The 17,677-nt window shown below is 36.7% G+C and carries 13 protein-coding genes; all 13 read left to right on the top strand.

Features of this window, described 5'->3' with window-relative positions; translation table 11 throughout:
- Positions 1 to 7: 7 nt before the first annotated feature.
- The 13 genes from L1D31_RS15295 (at position 8) to L1D31_RS15355 (ending at position 17,668) form a co-directional block, all read left to right on the top strand.
- Positions 8 to 1,069 (top strand): nucleotidyltransferase family protein, encoded by a 1,062-nt coding sequence (locus L1D31_RS15295; protein WP_239837944.1) that lies wholly within the window; start codon positions 8 to 10, stop codon positions 1,067 to 1,069.
- The gene (locus L1D31_RS15300) at positions 1,069 to 1,773 is read left to right on the top strand and encodes an acylneuraminate cytidylyltransferase family protein (protein WP_239837945.1); all 705 of its coding nucleotides are present in this window, start codon (positions 1,069 to 1,071) and stop codon (positions 1,771 to 1,773) included. The genes L1D31_RS15295 and L1D31_RS15300 overlap by 1 nt, the downstream gene beginning before the upstream one ends.
- Positions 1,774 to 2,035: 262 nt before the next feature.
- Complete coding sequence (locus L1D31_RS15305; RefSeq protein WP_239837946.1) at positions 2,036 to 3,802, top strand: ABC transporter ATP-binding protein; 1,767 nt, start codon at positions 2,036 to 2,038, stop codon at positions 3,800 to 3,802.
- Positions 3,803 to 3,811: 9 nt separating this feature from the next.
- On the top strand, positions 3,812 to 5,260 hold the full coding sequence (locus L1D31_RS15310) for a hypothetical protein (protein WP_239837947.1): 1,449 nt from the start codon (positions 3,812 to 3,814) through the stop codon (positions 5,258 to 5,260).
- Positions 5,250 to 6,602, top strand: coding sequence for a surface carbohydrate biosynthesis protein (locus L1D31_RS15315; protein ID WP_239837948.1), 1,353 nt, complete (start codon positions 5,250 to 5,252; stop codon positions 6,600 to 6,602). The genes L1D31_RS15310 and L1D31_RS15315 overlap by 11 nt, the downstream gene beginning before the upstream one ends.
- Positions 6,599 to 7,279, top strand: coding sequence for an acylneuraminate cytidylyltransferase family protein (locus L1D31_RS15320; RefSeq protein ID WP_239837949.1), 681 nt, complete (start codon positions 6,599 to 6,601; stop codon positions 7,277 to 7,279). The genes L1D31_RS15315 and L1D31_RS15320 overlap by 4 nt, the downstream gene beginning before the upstream one ends.
- Before the next feature lie 29 nt (positions 7,280 to 7,308).
- The gene (locus tag L1D31_RS15325) at positions 7,309 to 8,619 is read left to right on the top strand and encodes a glycosyltransferase family 2 protein (RefSeq protein ID WP_239837950.1); all 1,311 of its coding nucleotides are present in this window, start codon (positions 7,309 to 7,311) and stop codon (positions 8,617 to 8,619) included.
- Between the two features lie 6 nt (positions 8,620 to 8,625).
- A complete protein-coding gene (locus L1D31_RS15330) occupies positions 8,626 to 10,131 on the top strand; it encodes a UxaA family hydrolase (protein ID WP_239837951.1) in 1,506 nt (501 codons plus the stop codon).
- A gap of 9 nt (positions 10,132 to 10,140) precedes the next feature.
- Positions 10,141 to 11,028 (top strand): Gfo/Idh/MocA family oxidoreductase, encoded by an 888-nt coding sequence (locus L1D31_RS15335; RefSeq protein WP_239837952.1) that lies wholly within the window; start codon positions 10,141 to 10,143, stop codon positions 11,026 to 11,028.
- Positions 11,009 to 12,079 carry a hypothetical protein gene (locus L1D31_RS15340; protein WP_239837953.1) on the top strand — a complete coding sequence of 357 codons (1,071 nt, stop codon included), beginning with the start codon at positions 11,009 to 11,011 and terminating at the stop codon, positions 12,077 to 12,079. Before L1D31_RS15335 ends, L1D31_RS15340 begins: the two co-directional genes overlap by 20 nt.
- Before the next feature lie 32 nt (positions 12,080 to 12,111).
- Positions 12,112 to 13,242: a glycosyltransferase family 4 protein gene (locus tag L1D31_RS15345; protein ID WP_239837954.1), complete on the top strand. Its 1,131-nt coding sequence runs from the start codon at positions 12,112 to 12,114 to the stop codon at positions 13,240 to 13,242.
- Between the two features lie 54 nt (positions 13,243 to 13,296).
- Positions 13,297 to 15,213, top strand: coding sequence for an asparagine synthase (glutamine-hydrolyzing) (asnB, locus tag L1D31_RS15350; protein ID WP_239837955.1), 1,917 nt, complete (start codon positions 13,297 to 13,299; stop codon positions 15,211 to 15,213).
- Between the two features lie 337 nt (positions 15,214 to 15,550).
- Entirely contained in the window at positions 15,551 to 17,668 is a 2,118-nt protein-coding gene (locus L1D31_RS15355; protein ID WP_239837956.1) for a bi-domain-containing oxidoreductase, read from the top strand.
- The last annotated feature ends 9 nt before the right edge of the window (positions 17,669 to 17,677 follow it).

A 17,677-nucleotide genomic window follows, 5' to 3' on the forward strand; every position in this document is an offset into this window, starting at 1 on the left:
GTAGAGTATGAGTCATTCTTGGCAAAAAGCGCTGATATCTGAATCAAGTACGATCAAGCAAGCATTAGAAATCATCAACAGCGAAGCATTGCGTGTCGCCGTAGTTGTTGATCAAGATAAAAAACTTCTAGGCATGGTTACTGATGGTGACATTCGACGTGGCCTATTAAATGATCTGGTGTTAACCGACTCTGTGGCGAAGGTTATGAACTCTAAGCCTATTACCGCGGAGCAAGGGGCATCAAAAGAACATCTCGTAGAGGTAATGGAAAAAAAGCAAATTCTATCTGTGCCATTACTCGATCAAGATAACAAAGTTGTGGGCTTGGAGACTCTTCACAGTGCTCTTAGTAAGGATAAATATCAAAACCCCGTATTTATTATGGCTGGTGGTTTTGGTACTCGCTTACGGCCGCTTACAAACAACTGTCCTAAACCAATGTTGAAAGTTGGTGATAAACCAATTCTAGAAACTGTAATTAAGAGTTTCATTAAAGCAGGCTTCAACAACTTCTACATTTCAACGCATTATATGCCTGAACAAATTCACCAACATTTCGGTGATGGTGGTGAACTTGGCGTCCGCATCTCATATGTACACGAAGACTCTCCTTTAGGTACTGGCGGTGCTCTAGGCTTACTCCCTGAAGATATGCCTAGGAACCTACCCTTAATTATGATTAATGGCGATGTGTTGACCAAAGTAGACTTTCAGCGTTTGCTAAACTTCCATATGGAAAATGACGCAGATGCGACAATGTGCGTTCGAGAATACGACTACCAAATCCCTTATGGTGTTATTACTGGGAAGGGCAATCAAATCACAAGCATGGTAGAAAAACCAGTTCAACGCTTTTTCGTTAATGCTGGTATCTATGTCGTGTCTCCCCTAGTGATTCAATCGGTAGACAAGAACCAGAAAATCGACATGCCTACGTTGCTCGAGCAACATATGCAGGAGAGACAAAAAGTACTAATGTTCCCAATTCATGAATATTGGCTTGATATTGGTCATATGGAGGACTTCAATCGTGCGCAGATGGACATACTATCTTTAGGGTTAGAGTAATGTTAGATGGCAAGAAAGTGATTGCTGTCATCCCTGCTCGAGGGGGAAGTAAGCGATTACCCGGTAAAAACATAAAACAACTTGTTGATAAACCACTAATTGCATGGTCGATAGATGCAGCTAAAAAATCTGAATATATAGATCGCGTTATAATCAGCACCGACTGTGAAGTTATTGCAAAGATAGCGCAACGATACGGTGGTGATGTGCCGTTTTTACGGCCTCAAGAACTTTCAGGTGACACTGCGAGCACTAATGGAGTAATTCTTCATGCTCTTGAGCACACCGATGAACACTTTGATTACGTTGTGTTGCTGCAACCAACTTCACCTCTGAGAGAAACAAAAGATATTGATACTTTACTTGAGTCCTTTGATGAAAAGACTGAAGGCGTTGTTTCTGTGTGTCTTTGTGAGCATAGTCCATTGTGGTCAAATACGTTGCCGAAGGATATGACAATGGGAAAGTTCTTTCCAGAATCTGCAATAGGGAAACGTTCTCAGGAATTACCTGATTACTATCGGCTAAATGGTTCCATTTATGCGTTTAAAATTGACAGTTTTGTGCAAAATAAGGGGATCTTTTATTCAGAAAAAGTAAAAGCGCACGCTATGCCTGTAGAAAGATCTGTTGATATAGATACTATTGTGGATTTCCATATTGCTGAAGTTATGTTTGAACATGCAATAAAGGAAGAATTATAAATTTTCCATGGAGAATAAAGGCAAATTTTAAGAATAAATTAAAATTAGCTCTTCAAAGTCTGCTTTTGCAAGTCAGCTTAGGGAAAATTCATCAATATGTTTATGGTTAAAGGGAACACGGGCTAGTATGCTCTCAATTTTTGAACTGTAACTTAGAAAATACATATCCGTTTCCTTGGACAGATGTTGTTCGGTGAGTATCAAAATAATTGAAGGTATTGTGTTTGACGAAACCTAGTCAAATGGAGTTTAAAAAATAAAAATGCTAAAAAAAACATTATCTCTTTTAGTTGGAAAAGAAAAATCTCAACTCGTTTTACTATTGCTATTGTTTACTGTTGTAGCAATATTTGACGTTGTAGGCGTAGCATCTATTTTGCCTCTCCTTTCTATTCTAACGAATAAAGATATGATATTTGAAAATGAATTGGTATTGAGTGTCTACGAAATTTTTAATTTTGAACAGCAAACACACTTTCTTATTTTTATCGCAATGATCACACTGATGGTATTGGTGATTTCGCTAATAGGTAAGTCACTCTCATTCTTCTTTCAGTATAAGTATTCAATGTTACTCGAATATCGTTTAAGTAAGACATTGTTTAAAAAATATTTGGCAAGAGATTATGAGTGGCACATTACTCAAAACTCTTCAGATCTTTCTAAGAAAATATTAAGTGAAGTTACAATTATCATTGCAGAAAATATATTGCCTTGGTTGACTTTAATATCCAATGCATTGATCTTTATGGGATTAATTATTTTACTTCTTTATATTGATGTGCTCGTTACATTGATAATTATCTTAACGTTGGTGCTTGGGTATGGGGCGATCTATTTTATTTTGAGTAGTAGTTTGGTTACCAATGGTAAGGAAAGAGTCCACTTTAACGCTTTGCGTTATAAATATATTAGCGAAGGCTTCCAGTGCTTGAAGGAAATAAAAATCTACCAACAGTCAGACCTTGCAGTTGGAAAATTTGAACATGCAGCTAAAGAGTTCGCAGCAAAAACCGCAATTGTTAAAATTTATGGGCAATTACCTCGTTATCTGCTGGAGGGAATTGCTTTTGGTGGTTTGATCGTTATGGTTGCTTTCATGCTATTGAACGAAGTGGAATTAGAAAGCATTCTCCCAAAACTTACTCTTTTTGCATTTGCTGGATATAGGATTTTGCCAAGTTTGCAACAGGTTTATGGTGCAACGGTAAAAATAAAAAATTCCAATTACGCACTAGAGTTGATTTCCAACGATATTCATTCTCTTCCTCAAGGTGATACCAATGGCATTCACTTTGAGTATGATAATACACAGTCCATTATTGAACTTAATGGGGTTAGCTATGAGTATCCAGGAGCAGAGAAGAGCGCTATTCAAGATGTGTCTTTAAACATCAAAGCAGGAGAATTAGTATCGTTTGTTGGTAAATCAGGTAGCGGAAAGAGCACTCTGATAGAACTCATAACTGGGTTGTTAAAACCTTCAAAGGGCTCGTTAAATTGGCATGAATCTCTTAAGAATGATGATGGAATGATCAGCTATGTACCACAAGATATTGTTATTATCGATGATTCAATAGAGAATAATGTCGTTTTCGGAGCAGGCAAAGTTGATTCAGAAAAGGCCAAACATGTGTGTAGATTAGTTGGTCTACATGAATATATAGAATCTTCCATGGAACAAGGCTACCAGACTATACTTGGTGAAAATGGAGTAAGGTTCTCTGGAGGGCAAAAGCAACGCCTAGGGATTGCTAGGGCACTATATCGCTCTCCAAAGGTTCTAATCCTCGATGAAGGTACAAGCGCACTTGACAATTTAACGGAACAAAAAATCATACGAGAGTTGGTTGCTATGAAAGGACTTACGGTACTTATGATTGCTCACAGGCTAAATACAGTTGTCGACTCAGATAACATTTATATTATGGAAAATGGTAAAATTATAGATAGCGGTTCCTTTGACTTTCTAAAGTCGAACTCAGATTTTTTTAAAAAACTTAACAATTTAGATCAAAAAGAAGATTAGAGCTGTCAAATGGTTAATCGTATAAATGTAATGTTTGTGAATTATTCCGATAATTTGATTCACACGGTAAGACAAGCGGTCGAAAAATCCAACTATCGAATCAACCCACATGTTGTGGTTACTGATACTACAAAGCTGGACTTTGAAGTCGTGCGACGCTTTTCTTACAGGAAATGTTCACTTGGGATGTTTCAAGACTTTGATAGTTACAATGAGATTCCACTAGATTCTCAACTGCTCGATCAATTGAGAAATTGTGAAAGTAACTGTTTGAAAATGCTTGACCGATACGATGACACAGGTGGCTTGTTAACTTATCAACAAAGGATAAACTTATATCATAATGTTGTTAGGTACTGGTATAATTATTTGATTAAACATGATGTTAAGGCTAGCGTATTTACAATCGTACCACACGTTGTGTCTGATTATATCCTATATCATGTATCCAAAATTCTAGGTATAAAAACTCTAATGTTTTATCGAACAAATGTAGTTTTGAACAAGAATGTGTCCTTATACCCTCTAGAAAACATCGAAGATAGTATGTCTGGTTTGAAAGAAACTTATGCGAAAGTAAATTTAGAGCAAGAAATACTGTTAGATGATAGATTTTCTGCCTATTTAGATATCCGAGACAATGCGAATAAGACTTTCACTGGCGCGACAAGTAGCAGTTTGAAAAATTTGAGTGCAAAGAAAATAGTATCTTCCATTCGCTACCGTATAGAAAATAAGGTTCATTGGTATAAGCATGGCAAGACCTTTACTGATACCCTAGCAAATGGATTATTGCGTAAAAAATACTTTGTGGATAATCAAAACTTTAAAAAAGTTGAGTTGCTAGAGCATCTTGACGATAAGAAATATGTATATTTACCACTTCATTTTCAACCTGAGTGTTCTTCATGTCCATTGGGGGGAGATTATGTTCATCAAGATTTGATGATTGATATGTTGGTTAAGAGTCTCCCTGATGACTGGCTAGTGGTGGTAAAAAAACATGTCAAAGCTGGAGGCAAAGATTATGCGCTTAGCCGCTTACGCCCTAATGACAAGGTGATATTGGCAGACAATAGTATTAAGTCTTTGGATCTTGTGAAGCAAGCAAGCGCGATCGCGACAGTCACAGGTACAGCAGGGTTTGAAGGTTTTTTGAACCATAAACCTGTCTTCATCTTTGGTAGTTACTTTTACATGGATGCACCAAATGTTTTTAAGGTGAGTGATACAGGGTCTCTAAAACATGCCATTAATACTGTTGTAAATGATTTTAAGCCAACAACACTACAAGAAGTCAAAGCTTTCCTCTATGCATGTCAATTAAATACTTCAAGAGCATGGGTAGATAACCGTTATCGAAGTCACTGTGGTATCTCTGACGCCGAAAATGCGAACACGCTGTCTGGTTTAATACTAGAAAAATTCAATAAGTGGAATCTGTTAGATGCAGGGTGATAAGTTACTCATTATTCCCATTGAATTATTTCAAAGGGAAATTTATACGGGATTGTATTTGGGACTATCAATGGTGGAAAAGGGCTATGACGTACTTGTATGTGATCAACTAAATCCAATCCTTGGCAACATTAAAGGCGGAGTCGTCTTCCACAAAGATCATGCGGCTTGGTCACTTGATTATATTAAGAGCTTCAAACGGCGTGGTGCAAAGGTAATTGTTCACGATACAGAAGGGCTTATCGTAATTGATGAACAACGATATATGAACGGACGTGTGTCTTCTGAGGTAATTGAAGAAGCTGATACAGTTTTGTGTTGGGGGGAAACGCAAAGATCTTTAATATGGCGATGTATACAGACTGATAAGCTTCAATTGGCAGGAGATTTGAGGTTTGATATTGCACGTAAACGTAAGATCGCTCATCAGCCAAACGAAAATATTGAAAAAGTTCTATTCAATACCAGATTCTCTTACGTAAACCCTATCCAGAAAACTGATATTATTAAAACCTTCAAAGACCTTGGATACCTAAAAACAGATCAAGATATTTATAAATTTAAACAAATTGTTGCAAACGATGAGATTATTTTTCAAGAGTTTGTTAGTGCTGTTAACTTGCTTGTTAAGGAAGGGAAAGATGTCATAATTCGTCCGCATCCAGCTGAGAACATAGACACGTATATAGCTATGTTCGAAGGGAAAGTTAAAGTTGATAAAGAAACTTCACTTGGCACTCAAATTGATTGGGCTGATTGTGTAGTTCATGATGGCTGCACGACTGCAATAGAAGCGAGAGCGCAAGGAAAGTTGGTCTTCGGTCTAAGACCTGAATTAACTGGCGAGACGTATGATCAATATGCAAATAAGTTTTCGACGTTCAATTGTCACTCAAGTCTAGAATTAGCTGAAAAAATTAGCAGTCCCAGAGATTTATCAAATACTATGAGTATCCAGAAAAATAATACTATAGATATGGATATATATAACTTTTTTGATAAAAAACCTTTTTTTGTAGATACACTTTATGAAATTCTTAGAGATAAGTGCAACCTTGGTTATAAGATTGGTAAAGGTATCAATAAAATGCATTTAAGAATTATAATAAAAAAGACACTCTACTTATTGATAAAAAAATTGAGATTTAAGTTTTTGGATAAATCAACTTTGGTTGATGGAGTCGAGAAATATGAATTAAAATTTGGTAAACTATCTTTATATCAAATACAAGAATTTTGTTCTGAGATTGAAAAAAGTATTATTAAGAAGAAATTTAATTACCAAATAAAAAAAATAAATTCAAAAGCATTTATTCTAAAAGGAAATAAGGAAATTATATGAAAAAAGTAGCGTTTATTCCTGCTCGTGGAGGTTCAAAGGGACTTCCTCGTAAGAATGTGAAATCTTTTCTCGGTGAACCGTTAATCGCACGAACAATTCGTGTAGCAGAAGAATCAGGGTTATTTGATTTAATTTTAGTCAATACCGACGACGAAGAGATCGCTAAAATTGCAAGAAATGCCGGAGCTGAAGTGATTATCCGTCCAGTAGAGTTAGGGTCAGATGTTGCAGAAGTTGATCCATTAATGATTTGGACAATAGAGAATTATAAGATTCAATACCCTATTTTAGAAGATTGTCTGATTTCCCTGCTGTATTGTACTGCTCCTTTACGAAGTCCAGAAGATATTAAGGGGACTTATCAGGTGATGCTACAGAATAATGCAGATACAGCCTTAAGTTTATGTGAAGCTAGTGATTATCTTTGGGAAAAGAAAGGTGACTTTTTCTCGCCTACGAATTATGTTCCCGCTAAGCGTGCTGCACGCCAGACCGAGGGTTGGAATCAGTTTAAAGAGAACAAAGCGGTTTATTTTTTCTCTAGTAAGAATCTAGTCGAAAGCGGCTGTCGAATTTTTGGAAACGTAGCAGCCTATCTCATGCCAACTTCTCGTTCGGTGGATGTAGACTCGTTGGATGACTTTATCCTTGCTGAGGCTATTGCAAAAATCAGCTAATAAAAATTGAGCGATGGAACTTTAGATTAATGAAGACAGTATCTGTAATTGTTAGGACCAAGAATGAAGAGTTTTGGATTGGCAGGTGTTTAGAGGCTATTTTAGCACAAGATACACAATACAAAATTGAAATAGTGCTCGTGGATAATGAAAGCTCAGATGGTACTATTGAACGAGCAATGGCGGTTTGTCCGGATGTTAAGGTGTGTTATCTGGCAAAGTATAATCCTTCAGTTTCATTGAATATTGGAATTGAAAAGTCTACGGGCGAATATTGTATATGTATCAGTGCTCACTGCGTACCTGCAAACAAATATTGGCTTGACGAACTGATAAAGCCTTTGGTAGACGATGCTGTTTGTGGCTCATACGGTCGACAAATTCCATTACTGACATCAAACCCAAACGATAAAAGGGATCTCTGGCTAACGTTTGGGTTAGATGATGTACTACAAAAAAATGATCCATTTATTCATAATGCTAATGCAGCGTATCGACGTTCAGATTTGTTGGAGCACCCTTTTGATGAGAGTTTGACGAATATAGAAGATCGTTCTTGGGGACAAGCAAGAGTAAATGAGGGTAAGTATATATACTATACCGCTAGTGCGGTTGTGTATCACGACCATGGTATTCACCAAACTGGCAACCTATCGCGCTTACGAGGTGTAATTGGAATGATGGATCGCATTCACAGTAATGGAGATGATATATCAACATATTATGGGAAGCCTGAAATTTTCACAACACCGAAGAAAGCACTATTCTTACTAATATCAGATCGATATGGAAAAGAAGATTCGAAAAACCTTCGTGCAAAACACAAACAAATAGTTAGCAATTTTGAAGGTTGGGATATTTTCTGTTTTCCCATTTCAGAAGGATTGCTGGGTGACGAGAAACTGAATGGTATTTCTATAAGAAATAACCGTATTATTAAAAGTCACAAGTATTCAAACAGCCTACTTAAAGACCTTTCCAATCTTTATTTGGACTTTTGCGAAGAATCTCGTTTTTATGATTTTATTGGTTACTTTGATGTAAGAGAGGAAGTTCCTTCTAAGTATGTTACAAGTTTAGCTGTTGAAAGGCTTATGTTGGAAGACAACGACTGGTTATTTGGATGCGAGCATAGTTTTGTTGCCTCATCTAATCACGAATGTAATGACAAACATATATTAGCTGAAAGTGGTTGGACAAATTATTTTGAAACGGAAGAGTTGGAAACCATTGTTGAATTAAAACCAAATAAGTTGTTGCTAGGCAAAGCCTATGCTTACAGAAAAATCGTTAGCCCACTTAGTAATTACTCAGTTATAGATTTAAAAAACGAAGTATAGTACCGAATGAACGTAATAAAATTACATGATTCAGATAACATTGCGTTAGCTTCCATCGAAACGGGTGTAAACGCCGGCGAGGTTATTATCGATAGTGTTGAAGTAAATGAATTTATACCTTTTGGCAACAAAGTTTCTTTAAAGGAAATTAAAGCTGGCGAAGGTATATACAAAGCGGGTTATTTGATTTCTTATGCTCTGCATGATATTTCTTCAGGGGCTCTAGTTAACGAAAGGAATACGATTCACGTTGAACCTGTTGGGCTAGACAGTTTGAAGTATACCCCTATCAAGTTTAATTCAACATCAAATAAGAAGCTTTCAAGGACGTTTTGGGGCTTTAGGAATGAAGACGGAACAGTAGGCACACGTAACTATTTATGTGTTACGACAACAGTACAATGTGTAGCTGGTGTTTTGGAGCGTGCATGTGAAATTGCCAATCGTGAATACATGGATGACTACAAAAATGTGGATGGGATTGTCCCTGCTATCCATGCATATGGTTGTGGCGTAGCAATCAACGCTACAGATGCACATATTCCAATCAAAACTATTAACAATATTGCTAAGAACCCTAATTTTGGGGGTAGAAAGCTCGTAATCGGGCTCGGTTGTGAAAAGCTTACGCAAAAGCACCTCGATCTCGGAAACTACAGTTACTTGAAACTACAAGATACGGAGGTTAACAACTTTAGTGCTCTATTAGATACTATCGTTGATGCTATTAGGAATGAGTTGGTATTCCTCAATCATAGAAAGAGAGTCGAATGTGATATATCTGAGCTAAAAGTAGCAATGCAATGTGGTGGTAGTGATGGTTTTTCTGGCCTAACTGCAAATCCTTTATTAGGACGGTTTTCTGATTTACTTGTTAGCTCCGGAGCGACAACGATTTTTTCTGAGATCACAGAGGTACGAGACGCAATTGAGCTAGTCGCTGGAAAATGCGCTAATGAAAGAGTTCATAGCAAATTAATCTCAGGTTTAAGATGGTATGATAATTATTTAGAAAGAGGTGGAGCCGATTCCAAAGCAAATACAACACCAGGAAATAAAGCTGGTGGTCTTTCCAATATTCGTGAAAAGGCTCTTGGATCAATAATGAAATCAGGTTTGGCTCAGATCAATGATGTGATATATCCAGGAGATGCTGTTAGCTCTACAGGTTTAAACTTCTTAGCAGGTCCTTCATCAGACTTTGTTTGTGGAACGCTATATTTAGCAGCAGGTGCTAATATTCAACTATTTACTACAGGTCGAGGAACACCTTATAACCTTAAAGGCTTGCCTACCATAAAATTGTCTAGTAACTCACAGCTAGCAAATAAATGGAATGAGATTATAGATTTTGATGCTGGTAAGTTGATAAATGAAAATTGCGACTTTGATCTTTTGACAAGTGAACTGTTGGACTTGGTAATTCGAGTTGCGAGTGGACAAGAAACCAAAGCTGAAAAGAATCTGATATTCAACAGTTTAACTTTGTTTAACCCTGCTCCAATCACTTAAGGTAAAGTAATGATGAAAGTTTTAATATGCGGGTTTGGCCACGCTGGTCGTGCTTATGCTCAAGCAATAAATAGCATTGATTCTAGTTGCCAAGTTTATATTTATGATTTAGATACAAATTTAGCAATACCTTCATGGGCCAAGAAAATAAAAGATCTGTCTTCTATTTGTTTTGATATAGGGATAGTTGCTACACCACCAAACAGTCACTTAAGGGTTTTGGAGAAAATTATTTTTCAATGCAAAAAAATAATTGTTGAAAAACCTATTGCAACGGATAAAGAAGAATACAATAAAATCATTAGTTTAGCTAACAATTATAAAATATTCTTTTCTTTACATGCATATTTTGGTAAGGAGATGCTATTGTTGCCTAATTTAGATGGATTTAAGCTTAAACAGAACTTTTCTATTTCTCATTTTTTCTCCGATCCATATAGCAATGAAAAGGAAAATCTTGGAGGCCCATTTTGGGATAGTATTTATAATGTAATAAGTGTTTTTCACAAGGTTACTGGTGGTGACTTTACTTTAGAAAATTGTGAAGTAAGTAATAATAATCATCAATGTTTCAGTGCTAAATGCGAGTATTCGAATTCTTTCGGGAAAGAAATAGTTCAATTTGTTAATGTTCATTGGGATAAAAATTTGAATATTAAGGTTTCTCAGATTACTCAAGATAACTTATGTTTTAGTTTAAATCATAGTTCACAATCCTTATCAACAGTAAACGGTGAAGTTAACTTATCTGTTCCTTTTGAAATTAGTCGTCTAGCTGAGCACTACCGATCTGCTATACATGAAGTATTATCAAGTTCAAACAATACTAAAAACCTAGAGCTGGTTGAGTCTATTTCATCGGTTGTCTGGGCAATAAATGAAGAATTTAATAAATAATGGAGTGTTGATGAGGCTTTATAAATTTGCCTTTAAATCAATTGTGTTTCTTTTCGTACTTTTTGCCTTTATGTTGGCTACAAAATTTACCCACGAAAAGGCAGACCCCTATTTGACAGACAAGTATTATCATGCATGGTTAAGTGATTTATCTACGGTAGCTCTGTATACAGATAGTACTGTGAGTAATATAATTTTTATCGCTGCTAACACGATAAAGGCACCTGAGCCTATAGCGCATGCGTCAGCTCTGATAGTTACATCATTTTTAGGCAATAATCCGGAGTTGGTTCTTAATATTTTTAGCATTGGAATTATTGCACTACTTGTATTTTCCATGAATATGGACAAAAAAAAACTAGCAGTTCAATCTATGTTGTTGATCTTATTTGTTTTTTTTAGTTTCTACTGGTTCGTTCTATTTAATATAACACATCGATTAAAAATTGCTGTATTGTTTTTGGTTCTATCATTTATTTTTGCTAGTAAAAATAAACAGAAAACTGCGAGCTGGTTTTTTGTTTTTTCAGTACTTTCACATTTCTCTATTGTATTAGTAGCTCCATTCTTATACACCCTAAGGCGAGATAAATATATTACACCAATATATTCTGCTTACGATTTCTTTTTAAAGCTATCAATTTCTTTATTGTTAATAACATTCTTTTTGATATTTTCTGTCACCGATAGTAAGGATTTTGAGCCTTTACTAAATCTAATAAGAAATAAAACATATTTCATGTATGACGTGTTGAAGTATGCTCTTTTACCTTTGTTATTATTTTTTATATTAGCATTAAAACCCTTAGAAAATAAATTTTTGTATAAAAACAGGAAACTATTAGGCGGGCTTGTTATGTCTGCAATAATTATATATTTTGGCACTTCTCGAGTTCTCATGCTTATCCATGTTACCATTTCAATGATAGTTTTCTTTAATCCTAAAATTTTGAGAGTTAACTCCGAGTTTAAAGTACATCAATTCGCTGTTATTTTTTGGGTGTTTATTGCATATGACATTTTTAAGTATGTAACATCAATTGTTGTATAATACACAAATATTTATGGAAAAGTTACTTATATATGAAAAGTAAAATAATATTAGTTGGTCCTTTGCCACCACCAAATCATGGGCAGTCAATGTCATTTGCTATGCTTGTTGATGTAATGTCAATAGATTACGATATAAAAGTTATTGATATCGCTGACAGGCGTGAAAAAATTGATAATGGTTTCATTGGTAAGATATCTAGAGTACGAAGCTATATTTTTCCGTTGTTAGTTTACTTGTGGTACATAATGACCAATGACGCGAGAGTTTACCTCACTATTTCACAGTCAAGGTATGGTTTCCTGAGAGATTTGATTTTTATTTTGGGGGCAAGCTTTTTTGGACGTAAGGTTGTTGTTCATCTTAAAGGTGGAAATTACCATAACTTCTACGAAGGTGAGACGAGGTTAATGCAATACTTAATCAGTTATACGTTATTAAAAACTGAAAGAATTCTAGTACTTGGAAAGAAGCTAGTACACATGTACGATTTTGAGCCCGGCTTAAGAGAGCGTATTTTTGTTGTAGAAAATGGTTTACCATTTGAGTCACCAAAAGAGAATTTTAAATCCTTAGGTGAAGGTTCAATTAGGCTTCTTTTTCTGTCTAATCTAATAGAATCCAAGGGATACCTCGATGTGCTAGAGGCTGTTAAACAGCTAGTGAATGATGGTTACGATATAAGAGTTGATTTTGCAGGTGCTTTTTTGTGCAATGCAGACGACTCCAGTACCAGGTCTGAAAAAGAATCAAAACTTCAATTCGAAAGGTTTGTTGTAGATAATAGCCTCTCAGACATAGTGACTTACCACGGGACTGTTGGAGGAGAAAGTAAACTCCAGCTCTTGAGAGGCGCAAATGTCTTCATTTTGCCAACAAACTACAATAACGAAGGTCAGCCTGTATCAATTATTGAAGCCTTAGCGTTTGGTATTCCTATTATAGCAACAGATTATCGCGCTATTCCTGATATGCTAGTGAATGGAGAAACGGGATTCTTTGTGAAATATAAATCTCCTCATAGTATTGTAGATGCAGTTAAACGTATATCTGAACCAGAAGTTTATGCAAAGATGAGTCAAAACTGTTTAGCTTTATTTGATAGGAAATTTACTAGGGAAGCTCATATTTCTCGCATTTTGAAGCATATACTGGGCGAGTAAAGGCTGAAAATAAACCAAGACTTATTGAAAAGAAGAATTTAAGGTGAAGTAAAATTGTGCGGAATTAACGGATACTTTGGTTTATCAAGTCATGAATTGATAGAAAAGATGAATGAATCGATTTCACATAGAGGCCCTGATGGTTCAGGTATTTATTTAAGGCCATCTTCTAAACTGGCGTTAGGTCATGTTAGGTTATCTATTATAGATTTGTCGCCAACTAGTGATCAACCAATGGCATCTAAGTGTGATAGATATGTAATTGTCTTTAACGGAGAAATATATAATTATAAAGAGCTTCGCGAATCGCTAGTTGGAAAAGGATATGAGTTCAAATCAAATGGTGACTGTGAAGTCCTTTTAAATTTATGGATAGAGTATGGTGATAGGTCTTTATCTATGCTTGATGGCATATTCTCTTTCGCAATATATGATACTTTAAAAGATAAACTTACATTGGTACGAGACCACTTCGGTGTTAAGCCACTCTACTACTCGATTGTGGGAGACGCAGTTGTTTTTTCGTCTGAGATTAAAGCAATACTTCAATCTGAAATTGTTTCTCGTAAAATAGATATAACTAGTGTTTCTGCCTATCTTTGTTATCTATGGTCTCCTGGTGAGCACACAATATTGTCCGGAGTAAAGAAAGTAAAGCCAGGTCATTTTCATGTGTTTCAATCGGGTAAGCTTTTATCTGAAGATCAATACTATAATTTGCCGAATTACACCCCTGAATTGAGTGAGGCAAGTGCACTAGATCAATTGAGGAGTGGATTAAAGAAATCTGTAGACTCTCAATTAGTTTCGGATGTGCCAGTAGGGTCATTCTTGTCCGGTGGATTAGACTCAAGTTTACTATGTGCTTTAGCTAAAGAATCAAGTGACTCATTCAAAGAAGTCTTCACCATTAATTTGGGAGAGGGTCAGGATGGTTTTGCAGCCGATTTACCATATGCTAAAAAAGTAGCCACAGACCTGAACCTAAACTTAAACATAGTTGAAAGCTCTGTAAGTGATGTGGGGGTTTTATCTGCCTGTATATATCATTTGGATGAACCTCAGGCAGATCCGGCCATAATAAACACTTATAAAATTTGCGAACGAGCAAAACAGAAAAATATTAAGGTATTGCTTTCCGGTGCTGGTGGAGATGATTTCTTCACAGGGTATCGCAGACATTTATTAGCAGCACATCAAAGCAAAATAGACAAAGTACCAAAGTTTATGAGGCGATTAACGGCTTTCGCTTTTAGGTCTGTACCATCGAGCTCAGCTTTCGGTAGAAGGGTTCATAAAGTAGCTGGTGTCTTAAATAAGACAGCAGAGGAGTCGATAGGATCTTATTTTTTTTGGCTGGAACGAGAAAAATTAGAGGCTTTATTTACGAAAGATGCTCTTGAAAATATCGACTTAGAAAGAACAGAGAAAATAATTAGAGATAAGGTCGATGCTCAAGAAGGAAATCTCGTTGAAAAAACATTGTCAATCGATAAAGCTTTCTTTCTAGTCGATCATAATTTTAATTATACTGATAAAATGAGTATGGCACATGGTGTTGAGGTTAGAGTCCCTCTAGTTAATCAGAGATTGGCTAAAATAGCTGCTAAAACACCTACAGAGCTTAAACAAAAAAATAATGTAGGTAAGTCGATATTGAAAAAATCGGCAGAGATATTTCTGTCAAATGATATTATATATAGGCCTAAGACTGGTTTCGGTGCACCCGTCCGAGACTGGCTAAGTGGTCCACTTAAACCATTAATCAGTTCTTTGCTATCTAAGGAAAATATCGAACGTAGAGGGCTGTTTGATTTTGAACAGGTTCAAGCTCTAATTGAGGATAATGAGAAGGGTAAAGGTGACTTCGCCTATACAATTTACGCTTTGTTGACATTGGAAATTTGGATGCGCCAATTTGTTGATGTTGATAAACCGAAACATATAAAGATGGAAGATCTAGTTCGATAGGATTATTTAGAATTTCTAATATTTTTAATTATCGTATGACGAAGTTTATTTTATAAGAATAATTTTGCTTAAAATAGTTGATTTATGTACAGGCTTTTTTGTCATGTTGTATTTTGACGTTGGATGTGAGTTTTTAGCAGGTAGGTTGTTAACGACAAGTGTTCCTAATGATTTTTAAGGTGAGTAAATAGTGATTTTTTACCATTATTTAAATTATGATGAATGTATTTTCTGCGAAATATAAAATTTTTTTGAGATTTTAAAGTCATTAGTATAACTCATCGATGAATATGATTTTTTTAAAATTTGATAATAAAATTAGGGTATAAAAGAAAATATGAAACAAGTACTTCAAAATATCGCAAACGGTGAAACTAATGTCGTTGATGTTCCTTGTCCTCAAAGTAAATCTGGAAACATCCTAATTTCTACCAGCAAAACTCTTGTTTCTGCTGGTACCGAAAGAATGCTTATTGATTTTGGAAAGGCGAGCTATATAGACAAGGCGAGACAGCAGCCAGATAAGGTCAAGATGGTATTGGAGAAAGTTAAGACTGATGGTTTAGCTCCTACTATTGATGCTGTTCGTTCTAAACTAGATCAGCCTTTGCCTCTTGGATACTGTAATGTTGGTGAGGTTCTAGATAACGGAGGTTCGAGTTTTGAAGTTGGAGATCGAGTTGTTTCAAATGGGTATCACGCTGAAGTTGTTCGAGTCCCTAAAAATCTTTGTGTTAAAGTACCAGACTCTGTCAGTGATGAAGCTGCTTCGTTTACCGTTCTAGGAGCCATCGCATTACAGGGAATACGTTTGGTTAAGCCTACACTAGGTGAATGCGTGGTCGTTACCGGTTTAGGCTTGATCGGGCTAATGACTGTGCAGCTTTTGCGTGCTAACGGTTGTCGAGTACTCGGGATTGATTTTGATTCTGCTAAGTGTGAACTTGCAAGGAAGTTGGGGGCTGAAACCGTCGACTTATCTCAAGGGGGAGACCCAATACAGCATGCAGAATCTTTCTCTCGGGGTAGAGGTGTAGACGCAGTCATTATTACTGCGACTACAAAGAGCAATGAGCCTGTATCTCAGGCGGCCAAGATGTGTCGCAAACGTGGGCGCATTGTACTGGTTGGTGTTGTCGGTTTGGAGCTATCTAGAGCTGACTTTTTTGAGAAGGAGCTGACTTTTCAGGTCTCCTGTTCATATGGCGCAGGTCGTTATGACAGTGAATATGAAGAGAAAGGGAATGATTACCCTATTGGCTACGTACGGTGGACAGAACAGAGAAACTTTGAAGCTGTTTTAGATATGATGGCATCGGGAACTCTGGATGTTGAGCCTCTGATCTCGCACCGCTACTCCATTGACAATGCTTTAGAAGCCTATCAGTGTCTAGAAGATAAGACAGCACTTGGAATCGTTTTAGACTATCCAAGAGCCAGTGAAAGTGAGCTGACCAAAAGAAGAGTCAGTCTTCACAGTGTACAAACCTATCAAGCATCCGATGCTGTTTGCACATTTGTGGGTGCAGGAAACTACGCATCTAGAGTGTTAATGCCCGCTTTTAAGAAGGCTGGTGCAAAACTTGACACCGTTGTTACCAGTGGCGGGGTCAGTGCAGTCCACCATGGTAAAAAGCTAGAGTTTGCGAAAGCCTCTACTGACCTAAATGAGGCATTAAAAGAAGCGTCAACCAATACGGTAGTGATCGCAACTCAGCACCATTTACATGCGGAACAAACCATTGCCGCAATTAAGGCTGAGAAGCATGTATTTGTTGAAAAGCCGTTGGCGTTAAAGCTGGATGAGGTAGACCAGATCGAGCAGACTTATAATGAAAGTAACACCAAACCTAAAGTCATGGTTGGGTACAATCGTCGTTTCGCTCCTCATATCCATAAGATGAAAGAACTGTTGTCTAAGTCTATTGGCCCAAAAACGTTCATTATGACGATGAACGCGGGTGAAATACCGGCCGACCATTGGACTCAAAATCCAGAGGTCGGTGGTGGTAGAATCATCGGGGAGGCTTGTCACTATATTGATCTTATGCGCTTTTTAGCGGGATCTAAGATTGTCGATTTTAATGCGGTGTGTATGGGGGATTCCCCAGGGATCGCGATTAAAGAAGATAAAGCGAGTATTACACTGAGTTTTGAGGATGGCTCATTTGGTACGATTCACTACTTTGCTAATGGTGGTAAATCTTTCCCTAAAGAGCGAATTGAAGTGTTCTCAAATAATGCGGTTTTACAGTTGGATAACTTCCGCAAACTGAGTGGTTTTGGCTGGAATGGGTTTAGTAAGCTTAAGCTAATGGCTCAAGATAAAGGACAGGACAATTGTACAAAAGCCTTTGTTGAAAGTATTACTGAAGGATTACCATCTCCAATTCCGTTTGATGAGATTGTCGAAGTAGCAAGGATTTCTTGCCAGGTTGCGCAATCGCTACGTTAATTATTCTTA

This window comes from Vibrio sp. Isolate23 (assembly GCF_022398095.1).
GTDB lineage: Bacteria > Pseudomonadota > Gammaproteobacteria > Enterobacterales > Vibrionaceae > Vibrio > Vibrio coralliilyticus_A.